This window comes from Oligosphaera ethanolica (assembly GCF_030814695.1).
In the GTDB taxonomy this organism is placed as follows: domain Bacteria; phylum Verrucomicrobiota; class Lentisphaeria; order Oligosphaerales; family Oligosphaeraceae; genus Oligosphaera; species Oligosphaera ethanolica.
On record NZ_JAUSVL010000001.1, the window covers coordinates 4,046,005 to 4,059,586 of the forward strand.

At 61.0% G+C, this 13,582-nt stretch carries 11 protein-coding genes; 1 reads left to right on the forward strand and 10 read right to left on the reverse strand.

Annotation, left to right across the window (positions count from 1 at the left end; translation table 11 throughout):
* The first annotated feature begins 151 nt into the window (after positions 1 to 151).
* Positions 152 to 1,378, forward strand: a complete 1,227-nt coding sequence (locus J3R75_RS14085; RefSeq protein WP_307262687.1) for an ATP-binding protein — start codon at positions 152 to 154, stop codon at positions 1,376 to 1,378.
* Positions 1,379 to 1,591: 213 nt separating this feature from the next.
* Here J3R75_RS14085 and J3R75_RS14090 read toward each other — a convergent pair whose 3' ends face one another.
* The 10 genes from J3R75_RS14090 to J3R75_RS14135 all read right to left on the reverse strand — a co-directional run bounded on the left by J3R75_RS14090 (position 1,592) and on the right by J3R75_RS14135 (position 13,525).
* A complete protein-coding gene (locus J3R75_RS14090; RefSeq protein ID WP_307262689.1) occupies positions 1,592 to 1,885 on the reverse strand; it encodes a hypothetical protein in 294 nt (97 codons plus the stop codon).
* A gap of 206 nt (positions 1,886 to 2,091) precedes the next feature.
* The gene (locus J3R75_RS14095) at positions 2,092 to 3,951 is read right to left on the reverse strand and encodes an Hsp70 family protein (RefSeq protein WP_307262691.1); all 1,860 of its coding nucleotides are present in this window, start codon (positions 3,949 to 3,951) and stop codon (positions 2,092 to 2,094) included.
* Entirely contained in the window at positions 3,948 to 4,616 is a 669-nt protein-coding gene (gene grpE, locus J3R75_RS14100; protein WP_307262693.1) for a nucleotide exchange factor GrpE, read from the reverse strand. Before grpE ends, J3R75_RS14095 begins: the two co-directional genes overlap by 4 nt.
* Positions 4,609 to 4,923: a J domain-containing protein gene (locus tag J3R75_RS14105; RefSeq protein WP_307262698.1), complete on the reverse strand. Its 315-nt coding sequence runs from the start codon at positions 4,921 to 4,923 to the stop codon at positions 4,609 to 4,611. Before J3R75_RS14105 ends, grpE begins: the two co-directional genes overlap by 8 nt.
* Positions 4,924 to 4,931: 8 nt before the next feature.
* Positions 4,932 to 7,460 carry a hypothetical protein gene (locus J3R75_RS14110; RefSeq protein WP_307262701.1) on the reverse strand — a complete coding sequence of 843 codons (2,529 nt, stop codon included), beginning with the start codon at positions 7,458 to 7,460 and terminating at the stop codon, positions 4,932 to 4,934.
* 262 nt (positions 7,461 to 7,722) lie between these two features.
* Entirely contained in the window at positions 7,723 to 8,763 is a 1,041-nt protein-coding gene (locus J3R75_RS14115; RefSeq protein ID WP_307262703.1) for an oxamate carbamoyltransferase subunit AllH family protein, read from the reverse strand.
* A gap of 596 nt (positions 8,764 to 9,359) precedes the next feature.
* Entirely contained in the window at positions 9,360 to 10,529 is a 1,170-nt protein-coding gene (locus J3R75_RS14120) for an acetate/propionate family kinase (RefSeq protein ID WP_307262705.1), read from the reverse strand.
* A 7-nt stretch (positions 10,530 to 10,536) separates the two neighbouring features.
* The gene (locus J3R75_RS14125) at positions 10,537 to 11,796 is read right to left on the reverse strand and encodes a YlbE family protein (protein WP_307262707.1); all 1,260 of its coding nucleotides are present in this window, start codon (positions 11,794 to 11,796) and stop codon (positions 10,537 to 10,539) included.
* 13 nt (positions 11,797 to 11,809) lie between these two features.
* On the reverse strand, positions 11,810 to 11,980 hold the full coding sequence (locus J3R75_RS14130) for a hypothetical protein (RefSeq protein ID WP_307262709.1): 171 nt from the start codon (positions 11,978 to 11,980) through the stop codon (positions 11,810 to 11,812).
* A 6-nt stretch (positions 11,981 to 11,986) separates the two neighbouring features.
* On the reverse strand, positions 11,987 to 13,525 hold the full coding sequence (locus tag J3R75_RS14135; RefSeq protein WP_307262711.1) for an AllF/FdrA family protein: 1,539 nt from the start codon (positions 13,523 to 13,525) through the stop codon (positions 11,987 to 11,989).
* Positions 13,526 to 13,582 lie beyond the last annotated feature (57 nt).

The following is a 13,582-nucleotide window of genomic DNA, read 5'->3' on the forward strand; positions in this document are numbered from 1 at the left end:
CCGGCTGTTATCAATGATTGACCGATTACGTTTTGTGAACGAAAACGCGGATGCCTATGGTTTGCGAGATGTATTTTATCGGCTATAATTAGCTATTGATGCATATTAGCCGAAAAAAGATTGTGCGGCCAAACTGTGAAAGGAGGTCATCGTGTACATAGAGCGGGCGTTGCGGGAGGCGTTTTTGCGTGGAAGCGATTATTTTCCGGCGATGTTGTTGGTTGGTCCTCGTCAGGTTGGGAAGACGACTTTTCTGCGTCACCTATCATCGTCGGAACGCAAGTACGTCACCTTGGACAACATGCTTGATCGTGATTTTGCCAAGCGCGATCCGGCGGGTTTTTTGGAGCGTTATGGGGCGCCGGTCCTGATAGATGAAATTCAGTACGCACCGGAGCTTCTGCCCTACCTCAAGATCGCGATCGACCAGGCTCGGCATGACCATGCCGAGAAGGCGCGCAACATGTTTTGGCTGACGGGCTCGCAGCAGTTCCAGATGATGAAGGGGGTCAGTGAATCGCTGGCGGGGCGGATAGGCATTTTGGAGATGTTGGGCTTGTCTCAGCGTGAGATGAGCTCAAGCGCAACGGTACCTTTTTTGCCGGACAATGAGTTTTTGGCGGGGCCGCGGCCAATGACGACGCCGGAGCTTTTTGAGCGGATATTCCTGGGGAGCTTTCCGGGCATGGTTCAAGGCGGCAGTGAGCAGCGCGAGCTGTTTTATTCATCATACGTGCAGACCTATCTGGAACGAGATATTCGGGATTTGGGCAGTGTGGGTGATTTGGACCGTTTTTTTCGTTTTCTGCGTTCGGTGGCGGCGCGGACGGCGCAGCTGTTGAACTACGCGGAACTCAGCCGTGATGCGGACATCTCAATCGCGACGGCCAAGAGCTGGCTGAGCATACTTGAGGCGTCCAATTTGGTGTTTCTGCTGGAGCCTTATGCCAACAATCTGACCTCACGGCTGGTCAAGTCACCGAAACTGTATCTGCTGGATACAGGCCTGGCAGCATTTCTGACGCAGTGGCCGACGGCGGCGGTGCTGGAAACCGGGGCGATGTCGGGGGCATTTTTCGAGACGTGGTGCCTGGCAGAAATTCTGAAGAGCTATTACAACAGTGGCAAGACGCGGCCGGGGTTGTTTTTTTATCGTGACAAAGACATGAAGGAGATCGACCTACTGATAGAGCAAAATGGCAGGTTGTATCCGGTGGAATTAAAAAAGACGGCGACGCCGCGGCGTGATGACAGTCGGCATTTTCAAGTTCTGCGGCGTTTCAAGAAAGAAATTGGCATGGGTGCGGTGGTGTGCATGTATCCGGAGGTCTATCCCTGTGGGGTGGACTGCCGCTTCATCCCGGCGCCGCTACTCTGAGGGGCGAGGTGTGGGGACGCCGTGCGTAATGATGCCAAGCGTTCCGGCAGCCCTTTGTTTTGCAACGGCGAAGGTTGAAAGCTTGCAGCACGGCATGAAGACGGGCGCGTCACCATCGGCGAGAATGGCGCGGACGGATTTATGAGCCCCAGTCCCGTGAGGAGGGGATGGGGCGGACAGAGTGGACAGGGTGGACGAGGTGGGTTTGCCGGTTTATGGCTGTCGCCACTGGCCGTTGTTGGCTGCGAAGGCCGCGAAGATGCGGAGTTTGCGTGCCAGCGGGGTGTTATGGAGGCGTTGCATGTGGGTGTATGCCTGCAAGGCGACGGTGAAATTGCCGGCGGCGGCGTGGCTGGTGCCGATTTGTTGACGAAGTTTGGCGGCGGCGAGTACGACGTGGAGGTCTTTGAGGGCAGTGCCGCAGCGGGGACAGGTATCTGGCAGTTCATCGGCGGTGCCGAGGTTTTTGCGGCAGGTCGGGCATTTGATGGGCGTATCGTCGTACATGTGGCATGGGCCTTGAGGTCAGAGGTGAGGGTGGACAGAGGCAGTTCTGGTGCGGTTAGGACTTCGTAACAACAGTTGGTCAGCGAGTCAGAGCAACGCTGGGTAGGGCTTGCTCCCCCGTGCGGTCGAGGCACGGCGCGAAGGCGCGGGAAAGCAAGTGGTGCTTGCCTGGCGGTCGGAAGGGCACACACGCCGCTTCGGTGCGCTTATGATTCGGCGTAGAAAAGCAGGTCGTCGAGTTCCTGGCAGGCGGCGTGGAAAGCCTTAGTGTCGCCGGTATTGAGGGCGGCTTTCATTTGTTGGACCAGCTCATTGGCTTCGGCGAGGTCTTCCCGGGGCATTTTTGAGGAGACTTTTTGCAGGCGGAAAGCGAGCTGGGTGATGGTGTTGATCATATCCGGGGCGTCATCGGCGGTCTTTCGGCCGTGGGCGCCTTGCTTCTCGACTTTGTCTTGGTTCGCGTCCATCGCATCGGCGAGGATGCCGGCGATGGCGTCGTCGTCATCGGTGTTGTCGTCATCCACGTCGCCGTTGAGTGGGTTCCACGGGGGCTGGTTGGCGAAGAGCTTGGCGACGCGTTCGCGGGATTTTGCCAGTTCGTCGTCTGTGAGTTTGGCGAGGGCGTTGGTGATGACGATGTCTTTGCGTTTGCCGGTGATTTTTTCGATTGCTGAGCAGCGGAGGAGGCCATCGAGGTCGAGTTTCATGCTCATGACGATTTTATTACCGGCGGGTTGCTCCGAGAGGTCTTCGATGCAGAAGGTGCCGATTAGGGTATTTTTGCGCGCGTCGGGGTTTTCGCCTTGGAAGACATTGACTTCGATGGCCTTTTGGTTGTCTTGGATGGTAAAAAAGACTTCTTCGCGGGCGACGGGTAGTGCGGCGCCGGCCTTGATGATGCTGACGAAGCAGTAATGGCAGAGTTGGCCGTTGAGTTCGCCCACGCAGGAAATGCCGAAGGTGTAGGGGGTAATATCGACGAGGATGCGGTGTTGCTGCTCGCCCATGAGCCGCGCGGCCATCATGCCGGCGCCGTAAGCGACGGCCAGGTCGGGCTGGATGTCGGCGTGGGGGCGGCGGCCGAATTCGCGTTCGATCATGTCTTGAAATACCGAGCTGCGGGTGGAGCCGCCGACTAGAATGATGTCATCGACGGCATCGGCTTTGACGCCGGCGTCGCTGAGACAACGGCGGACGGCGAGGACGGTTTTGGCGACGAAGGGCTCGAGCAGCTCGTCGAATTCCTGGCGGGACAATTCGCGGTCGAGGGACAAGCTGTCGCCGTTTTTGCCAACGAGGTTGTTTTCGATAATTTGTGCGTAGGCGAATTCGGAGAGTTGCACTTTGGCTTGTTCGGCGGCTTTGAGGAGTCGGTATTCGGCGATGCGGTCGAGGGCGCCGTGGTCTTTTTCGAGCATTTCGGCTTGGAGGCGTTCGGCGATGGCCTGGTCGAAGTCGTCGCCGCCGAGATGATTGTCGCCGCTGCTGGCGATGACTTCGGTGACATCGCCTTCGATGCTGACCAGTGACACATCGAAAGTGCCGCCGCCGAGGTCGAAGGCGAGGAGAGTTTTTTTCTTGTCGGGGGTATTGTTTTCGTAGGCGAGGCAGGCAGCGGTTGGTTCATTGAGGATGCGCAGCACGTCCAAGCCGGCGATGCGGCCGGCTTCGCGGGTGGCGTTGCGTTGGGCGTCGTTGAATTGGGCGGGGACGGTGATGACCGCCTTGGTGACGGGCTTGCCGAGGTGTTTTTCGGCGGCGTTTTTGAGGGTGGTGAGGATCATGGCGGAGATTTCCTGGGGGAGGTAGTCGCGGCCGCCGAGGTTGACGCTGTCGCCGCTGCCCATTTTGCGCTTGATGGAGCGGACGGTGTTGTCCGGGTACAGAGCCAGTTGGTTGCGCGCCTCGTGGCCGACGATGAGATTGCCTTTGGGCGAGATGCCGACGACGGAGGGGAGCATGAGTGAGCCGTCTGCCATGGGGATGATTTCGATTTTGCCGTCGATGCACACCGCCACTTCGCTGTTGGTGGTTCCCAAGTCGATGCCGATGATGATGTCACTCATGCTTGTTTCCTCACTTCGACCTCGGCGGTCGTCAAGATTTTTTGGTTGCGGCGGAAGCCCTGAGAGAAGATTTTGGTGACGGCGCCTGGGGGGCTGTCGTTGTTGTCACTGACGGCGATGGCGCGCATGGTAGTGGCGTCAAAGGGTTCGCCGACGCTGGCGACGGGGGTGACGTCAAAGCGGCGGAGCGCGTCGTCGGCTTTTTTGACCAGGAGATTGAGGTGTTGTTGTTGTTGTATGAGCAAATCGCGGTCGGCTTTGGGAGTGAAGAAGCCGTGGAGTTTTTGGGTGGCGAAGTGTTCGGCGTTGTCGGCGAAAGCTTCGCGGAGGCGGATGAGTTCGAGGAGGACGGCGTCTTCGCCTTGGGTTCGGGCCTGGGGCACTTGGGCTTTGACTTCGCGGGCGGCGTTTTCGATGGCAGAGCTTTGGCTGGTGAGGGAGCCTTTGAGGTCGCCGAGGATGGCGGTCATGTCCTGAGCGTTGCGATGGACGCCGCGGGTCTGCATGCTGATTTCCTGGCGGAGCGCGGCCAGTTCGCCGTAGAAGGAGAAGAGGTCGGGGGCGGGGGCGTCGCCATTAAGTTGGGCGACGGGGTCTTGGTTGAGCTCGTCAAGCCAGGCGCGGAAATCCGTCACCAGTTGTTCTTTGGTTGTATCGTCAATCATGCGTGGGTTCCGTGTTGGCGAGGAGTTTGCGCCAGAAGGCTGTGCCGGGGCGGCGAGGCAGAGCGCTCGTTTCGGGCAGGAGGCAGCTGGGTTTTGGCGGGGGATGCGGATGGAATTGCAGGCCAAAGACGGCCAGGCGCGCGCGGGCGACGTCGTCGGCTACAAGCTGCCAGGCGTCTCGGAGCTCCTGGAATTTGTCCGGCGCTTGTTCTGGCGGGTATTTGCGCAGCAAATCCAAGTAGGCTTGGCGGATTTCCTGCTGGGTGGCGTTTTCGGGGACGCCGAGGATGGCGTAGGGGTATTTCATGGTGAGTGCTATCTCCCTCGTTTGTTGGCTGCGTGGAGTTTATGTAGTAAGTCAGTGAGTTCATCCAGCATTCTCTCGGCGTCGTCGGGATCAAATCTGTTGTAAGTGTCGTCGTCATCGTCATCGTCGAAATCGTCGTCAAAATCGTCCTCATCGTCGTCATCCTCGTCGTCGTCGTTTTCAAGGGTGAAATCGTGCAGGATGATGGGGTAATTGGTGGTTTCGTAGCGTAGTTGGCTTGATTCGGGGATGACGACTCGGTCGAGGATACTGTCTATTGATGTGTTAATGGCGTCGTTGATTAGCGCCTTGATCTGTTTTTGGTTCCATTGGTCGCGTTTCTTGGCAATGACGCCGTCATTGATGTCGAGTTGGTCAAGGAAATCATGGATGAATTTTTGTGGGGCGACGTTATCGGCGTCGAGCAGGCATTTGCTGGCAAGGGCGAGCAGGTCGATGACTATTTTTTGTCGCTTGTGGTAAGCGGTGGCGTTGCCGAAGTGGTTGAGTCTGCACGAAGCTTGGTGCATGACCAGCACACGTGGTAGGAGGAAGGCGCCGGTCCAGCGCGGATCGCGGCGATTGAGGGCGTGCTGGGTGAGATTCCAGAGGAACTTGGCCTGACGGCTGCCGTAGGCATAGAGATGAGCATTTTCGAGAAACGGGGTGCAGAAGTCCCAGAGCTTTTCGCAAGGAATGGCGTCAAGACCGGTGAGCGATTGGGGTAGGTGCAGTTCGGGGAGCCCGGCGTTTCCCCACACGGGGTCGGCGACGGCGAAGATAGCGTCAGTTTCGGCGAAGAAGTCCGTTGCGCTCATGACCTCGGGTGGTGTCTGATTGTCTGCTGGAAGTCTGAATTTATTGTCGGCCAGGCGCTTATGAATGAATGCGTCGATGACGGGGTAGGCCGGGGCTTGTTGGTCGCCGCAGGCGTTGCGGAGCGTGCGGTGGCAAGCGGCGAAGAAGATGCCGGGCGCGGGCGGCTTGTCGCCAAGGATGGCGCGTGCTTTGGTGTGGTCGCGTTTGCTGATGGCTGCCAGGGCTTTTTCCAGTTCGAGGAAGGCCGCGTCGGTGTTGAGTTCGGGGTCTTGGGGGAAGCGCTCCTGTAGGCGTTGCAGGAGACTGGACGCTTTGGTGTAGACGTGGCGTTTGCGGGCTGATTTGAGGAGTTTGCGGGCGGCGGCCTCGTCGTCTGGGAAAGCCTTAAGCCATCGTTCCAGGATGTTATCGCTTTGAGCGGGTGGGAGAATGGTCTCAGCGATGGTATGCCATTTTTGGAACGCCTCGCGGAGGGGGTAGCTGGCGACGCTATTTTCCCACAATTGTGCCATGTGGTCATAGATTTTCCGTGCCTGTGTTTTGGTGATGCGCGGGGCGTATTGCCAGCCGATGAAGTCTGATTCGGGTTGCAGGCGGAGCGAGTTGCCGCTGGCCAGCAAGTCATAGATCAGCGCTTTTTCCTGCGGAGTGAAGGCGTATTTGTCCAATAGGGAACGCCAGTTGTCTTCGGCGATGACGTGGCGTTGGATTTCAGTGATGGCGTAAGCGCGGTCATGTTCTTCGCTGGCTGGGAATAGGTCCGACCACTTGAATTGATCATATGCATGCTGGGCGATTTGGTGTATGAGCAAGGCGAGGAGATTGCGGTAGAGGACGGGGCTGTTTTGCCGCAGTTCGGGGGTGAAGGTCTGACCCATCAGGCTTTGAGCTCGTGCCTTGGCGCCGTCGTTAAGGATGATGTTCTCAATATCCTGCAGGTTTTTCTTGAGGGTGTTGTTTTTGGTGGCGGCGATGATTTTGTCTGCGGTGAGTGTCGTCGTCTCGTTGTTGATGACGATGTGCAGGTCGGTTGCCAGGCTGCGCAGGGCCGCATCGTCGGGAATGCGGCGGAGGTTGTCAAGGGCGAGGTCCTTCTGGCCGTCGTACCAGGCGTTGAGGGCGTTGAGAAACAGGCGCCAGGCGACAAAAGGTGAGCGGCGCCCAATAGAGCGGTTGAGTTCGTCGAGGTCGGCGTTGCCGGCCTCGATCTTTTCCCATGTGGCCATGATCAGGCGGGCATTTTGTTTGAGCGGGTGCTGATCGCTGATGTCCTTGTTTTCGGTCAGTTCGGCGGGGTCGCGCAGGAGGTGGAGCACGTAGGCGTCAAGTTGCTCACGGACGGCCGCGTCTGTTTCGTAAGCGGCGTATGGTGGTTTGCGGAGGAAGAAGATGCGGTATTCCGGGCGGAACATGTTGGCCAGGAGCGGTGCTCGTTTGATCATGGACTGGGCCATCACGTCGATCTGGTTGGCATTGCCCTCGCGATGCATCTGCAGCGCCTTGCGTTCGGTGGCTTGCGCGATCAACGCGAGCTCATCAACCGTGAGATTGGGCAGCGAGAGCAGGTCCTTAGCCAGCGCGAAGGCCTTGCGAACTCGCCCCGCCGACAGCGCATCGGCAAGGGGGAGATGCCGGGGGGCGCCGGGGGCGGGTGGAGTGGCCGATGAAGTGGCGGGAGGGCGCGCGGTGTTGAAGCGGTGCTTTTTTTTCTTGGACATCGGTTCTCCTTCGCCCGGCAAGATGGCTGAGAGGGAGGTGAATGGCAATCGGCACGGAGCTTTGTTGCGGATTGGCGCGGCGGTTTCGATGGGTGCAGCATACCGTGCGGGCACGCGATAACTTGGCAGCAAAAAGCGTTGTTTGGCATGATCTGGGCGTTGCCGCAGATGACGAGAGCTGCCTAATATATTGGCTGGGGGGAGTCTGACAAATAATCGCCGCGGGTTAAATGATGGGTTTCCGGGCGATTTTGGCCAGTGATTAGCGGTTGGGAGCGTGATGGGTGGCGAAGATACGCCGAATGGTGAGGACGACGCCACGGAGGGTGTCGCGGCCGGAACTGTGGCCGGTGGCGACGAGGCGTCGCAAGGCGGAGGCGTCGGGCGTGGGAAAAGGCGCTGTGGTGGCCTGCGGTGAGGTGGGTGCGGTCATGATGGCGAGGACGGAGTGGATCAGCGGTTGAGCAAAGCGGTCTTGGGCGGCGCAACGCAGGTATTTGTGGCTGACGGCGGTGGTGAGCGTCGCCGCCAAGCGGGAGACCAGGGCCGGGAACTGCGGCCTGGCTGGCATGGGAAGAGCGGTGGCGGCGGTGGTGGTGGTCGTGGTGGCGGTGAGGAAGGCGTGGACGGCGAGGAGGCCGAGGAGCGCGTCGTCGGTGGCCGGGGTCAGGCCGGGGCCCAGGCCGATGAGCGCGCGCAGATGCGTTGCGCAGGCGGCGTGGTCGGCAGCGGCGATGGCGGCAAGGAGCAACGGAAAGCGCTCTTCGGCGCCGGCGGGCAGGCGGTGCCCGGCAAGAAAGGCCGCGTCAATGGCGTCGAGGCGATCATGCAGCAATGTGGGCAGGGCGATGGACACGTTGGACGGGAAGCGGTTGTCGTAATTGGGGCCAGTGAGGGCGACGGCCGTGGTGGGGGTGGTGGGGGTGGGCGAGGACGCGAAGAGCAACTGGTGGCGGGCGATGCGGACCGGGTCGTCGCAGCGGAGCTGCAGGCGGGCGAAGTCGGCGGGGGAGAGGACGACGCTGTCAGGGATGCCGGCGCTGGGATCGTCGCAGAGCGTCAGGAGGGTGTCGCCGATACTGATATTGATGGCGTGAGTGAAGATGGAGTGGACGCGGCCAAGAGCGGTGGAAGTGGAGTTGGTGTCCGGTGGGGTGGTGGCTGTGATGGCGGCGCCGGCGCCGGCGCCGGCTGTGGCAGGGAAGTCGTCGGCCAGGTAGCTGGCCAAGGCGTGGATGGTGCGCGGGGCGTGGTGTGGCGGGGTAGTGTTGTTTTTGGGGTTGGGGTCAGCAGGATAATGCATGTCGGGCTCCGAGGTATTCGCGAAGCAGATGTGGGTGCCTTTCCGGGCACTGTATGAAATGTGGGTTCCATTGCCGCATCGGCGCCAGTCAGCTTCGCCGACTGGCGCCGATGCGGCCGAGGAAAACGGACTAATATGGCACACTACCCAGGGCGGCGCGCGCTTTCAGCGCTGCTTGCCCTGGGCTAGTATGTTTCGCGCTTTCAGCGCTTCTGCCGCTTCGCGGCGTTGAAATGCACCTGGTTTTCGCGGACGTATCTTCGGTCTTTTATCGCGGACGGATCGGACGGATCGGACGGATCGGACGGATCGGCTGTCTTCTTTTCTCGCGGACGGAGCTTGGTTTGTGAGTGTGGCGCCCTCCGGGCGCTGGTCCTATTTGCTTCTTCTGCCCTGGGTTGCGGCGCCCTCCGGGCGCCTCACCCAGGGTTATGCATGGTACGGCCCTTCGGGCCGAACTTGGCTGATCGGACGGATCGGACGGATCGGACGGATCGGACGGATCCGGTTGATTGATCGGTCGGATCGGACGGATCCGGTTGATTGATCGGTCGGATCGGTCGGATCGGTCGGATCGGTCTGATCGGTCTGATTGGCTAATTGCCGAGAACGTTGTGGGTTTGGCGGGCGACCATGAGCTCTTCGTCGGTTTCGAGGCACCAGACGGCGATTTTGCTGTTGGTGGTGCTGATTTTGCCGGTGGTGAGTTTTGGGTCGATGGCGACGCCGAGGTAGTCGAGGTGCTGGCATATTTTTTCGCGCAGTGGCGCGCAATTGAGGCCGATGCCGCCGGTGAAGACGACGGCGTCGAGGCCCTGCAGGTAAGCGGTGAACATACCGATGTAGCCGATGCAGTTATCGACGAAGGCGGCGAAGGCCAGCGCGGCCTGGTTGTTGCCGGCGTCGGCGGCCTGGAGCACATCGCGGAGGTCGTTGCTGACGCCGCTCAGGCCGAGGAAGCCGCTTGCGCTGGCGAGGATGTCCATGACGCGATCAAGACTGCCTTCGCCGGCGACGAGGCGCGGCAGGCAGAAGAGATCGAAGTCGCCGACGCGGTTATTCTGGAAGAGGCCGGACTGGGGGGTGGCGCCCATGCTGGTGGCGATGGATTTGCCGTCCTTGATGGCGCAGAGGGAGGACGAGCCACCGAGGTGCAGCGAGATGACGCGGCGGGCGTCGGGGGCCAGATCGCGCAATTTGGCGGCGATGTAGCTGTGGCTGGCGCCATGGAAGCCATAGCGGCGGACGCCGTACTTGGTCATCCACGCGTAAGGCACGCCATAGGTGGCGCGGTACGCCGGCATGCCGGCGTGGAAGGCGGTTTCGAAGCAGGCGACCTGGCTCAGCGCGGGGTGTTTGGCGCGCAATTGCCGCATGAGCGCGGCGTACATGGGATTGTGGGCGGGCGCGAAGGCCGCGTATTCGTCGAGGACGGCCAAGACGGCGTCGTCGACGGGGACGGCGCCGCTGATGGGGCCGCCGTGGACGGTCTTGAAGCCGGCGCCGTCGAGGTCGTCCAGTGAGCGGATCAGCCCGTGGTCCTGGAGGAGACCGATGCAGAGATGAAAGGCCGCCGCGTGGTCGCGGCAGGGAGCCAGGCCGTCTTGGCGGGCATCGCTGGCCTTGAACTGCCAGGGCGACGGCGCAGCCGCGCCGACGCGTTCGACGGCGCAGCTGGCGATGGCGCGTTCACCCCGGGCGAAGTCGAACAGCTTGCATTTGAAGCTGGTGGTGCCGAGGTTCAGGACGATGATCTTGTCGGCCATGGGCTGTTTATTCCCGGTATTTGGCGGCGAAGGCCTTGATCGCTTTTTCGAAGCAGAGCATGGGGATGCGGGCGCTGCCGGCGCCGATGAGGCCGCCGTCGTGGTTGAACATCCCGCCGTGGATTTCCGGGGCGATGCCGGTTTTGACGACCTTGCGGATGTCGATGCCGCAGGGCAGAAAATCGAAATCGAGGTTGGGGATGGGGTAGTTCGGGTTTGAGGCGATGCAGATTTCCTGCATTTCGCGGGTGAGGGCGATGGCGTCCTTGAGTTTGAGGCCGCGCAAGTTGCAGACGATGGGGCTGGCGGCGGCGGCGAGGCCACCGAGGCCGGCGCATTCGACCACGCAGCTGTCGCCGATCCACGGCAGTTGGTCTTTTTCGCTGAATTGGGATGACGTGTAGCGGCCTTTCATCATCATGGACGGCGCGGTGAACCACTCGTCGGTGCCCATGCCGGCGACCTTGATGCCGTATTCGACGCCGTTGCCGCCGAAGGCGACGGTCATGGTGGAGTAGGGCGTGCCTTTGGCCGAGAGCAGGGCGGCCATGCTGGCGCCCTGGCCGTAGCAGTGGAAGAAGCGGGGCGTTTTGACGATGTAGTCCATGCATTTGAGCATGGTGTCGCGGGGGATGTCCATGCGGAAAAGATCGGGTAGGATCTGCCTGATGAAGAGCAGGTCGGCGGCGCTTTGGCGGGTGTGGTTTTCGTCGCCCATCTGCATGCCTTCAGCGAGGATGGGCTTGATGGGCAGGCCGTCGCGGCGTTTGATGAGTTCGCGGAGGACGGGGAAGAGCTCGTCGCGCATATAGCGCAGATTGGCGGCGATGTCCTCGCTGAAGAGCCCCCAGCCGCAGAGACCGCCTTGGAAGGGGCCTTCGGCGGGGAAGGTCGCGGCGCGGGCGCCGTTGCTTTTGTTTTCGACGACCATCATGGCTACTGACGCAGTGATGATGCCGGTGCCGGCGCCGACGGTATTGTGGTCGAGAGCGCTGCTGACCTTGATTTCGCCCTTATTGAGTTTGGCGATGGCCTCGTCTTCGCTTTTGGCCAGGCCTTCGTAGAGCGCGCCGCTGATCATGCCGCGGCGGTGCAGGGGCACCATGTCGGCGAAGTCGATGGGCGGGCCGGAGTGGAGGATCATATTGGGTTCGAGACCGTCGACGACCTTGCCGGCGGGCTGGATGTCCACCCACACGGGATTGGCGTTGATCAGTTCATTGACGGCGTGGTCGTTGGCGGCGGCGATTTTTTCTTTCAGGTTCATCTTGCGTGGTCCTTCACATTAGGGAATCAAGCAGGTCGGTCATGTCCTTGTCGTGCTTGACAGGTGGTCGCCAGGCGACTTGCGCCACCTTGACGCCTTGCCGGCGGAGCGAATCCGCGAAGGACTGCAGGCCGATATTGACGACTTTGAGTTTTTTGTTGCCGGCGGGGCATTTTTTATTCATGGTGTGTCAGCTCCGTTTCTCGAGTGCCTTGATCCAGTCGCTGGCCAGGAGCGTACTCTGGAAGTTGCTGCCGGTGAGGATGACGCCAGCGTCGACGAGTTGGCGGCCGCAAGCGGCGATGTCTTGCGGGTCCTGCGCGGAGCCGCAGATGGAAGCGATGACGACCAGCGCGCCATTGCGGGCCTGGATGGCCTCCGCGCAGGCTTTGGCGAAAGGCGCGATCGGGTCGGGATGGACGCCCGGGCTGGTGATGAAGTCGAGGAGGATGACGGCGGTTTCGGGATCGGCGGCTTCTTGGCGGAAGCGCTTGAGGCGCAGCGTGGGATCGAAGACGGGGTGCGGCGCGTCAACGGTGAACTCCTCGGCGCCGAGGTCAATCAGCGCGTGGCCGCGGCTTTGGCGGGGATTCGCGAGCTGCGTGGCGTAGCGGGTTTTGAGATTGCAGAAGAGCGCGGCGTCGGGATTGTGTTCTTTGAGGTAGATCAGCGACTCTTCGGCGAACGTGCCGCCGCAGTAGATGCCGCGCAGGTACTTCTGCTCGTGGCGGAGCTTGGGCAGATCGCGGGCGATGGCTGCGTCGATTTGTGCTTGGGTGAAGGCGAAGCCGTCGGTGGCGACGCCGCAGAGCGCCAGGGCTTTGAGGGCGGCGCCTTCCAGGCTGAAGGCCGCGTGGACGCGATGGGCGGCGAAGAGGGACGCGTCGCTGCCCAGGAAGATGGCGACGACGGGCTTGATGATCTGGTCGGCGTGGGTGAGGACCTTGTCCATCACGGCGCGGTCAGCGAGTTTTGAGACCAGGACGATCACTTGCGTGGCCGGGTCATCGGCGAGCCGGCGCATGCCTTTGATCATGGACAGCCCGCCGATCTGCGGGTATAGATCCCGGCCGCCGGTGCCGATCAGGGCGGAAACGCCCGAGCCGGCTTTTTCCACGATGCAGGCCACTTCCTGGGCGCCGCTGCCGGAAGCGCCGACGATGCCCACCGGGCCATCGCGGACAATGCTCATGGTAGCCAGGGCTACACCGTCAAGCAGTCCTACGCCGCAATCCGGGCCCATCACCAGTGCGTCGTGTCCTTCGCCGAGCTGCTTGAGCCGCAGCTCGTCCGCCAGCGGCACATTGTCGCTGAAAATAAACACGTCCATGCCCTTGCGGATGGCCTTTTCGGCCTCCGCAGCGGCGTATTCGCCAGGGAGGGAAATCTGGCAGAGATTCCAGCCGTCGGCGCAGTCAATGTCGTCCAGCGAGTTGACGTTTTCGTCCGCCTGCTGGTTGCGGTGGTTGAGACTGTCCACGGCCATGGTCAGCGCGGCGTCCAGCGCCGCGGCGTCGTCGGCGGCCAGGGCTATCACCAGGTCGTTGGCGCTCGCAGACGCCGGAATGTCGAAACCCAGCCCCCGCATGACCTCCAGATTCGCCGGTGTGCCCATCTGCACTTCCGCCAGCTGCACCCCCGGTAACTTCTTCACATTGTCGCCAATGCCCATCAGTGTCACTGAGTCGGCATAGCGATTCTCATGCACCACCACTCGCTTGCAAGACATGCCCAATTCTCCATTGCTAGACTGCGCGGCCCGTTTTATATCGAAACTGATTTATTG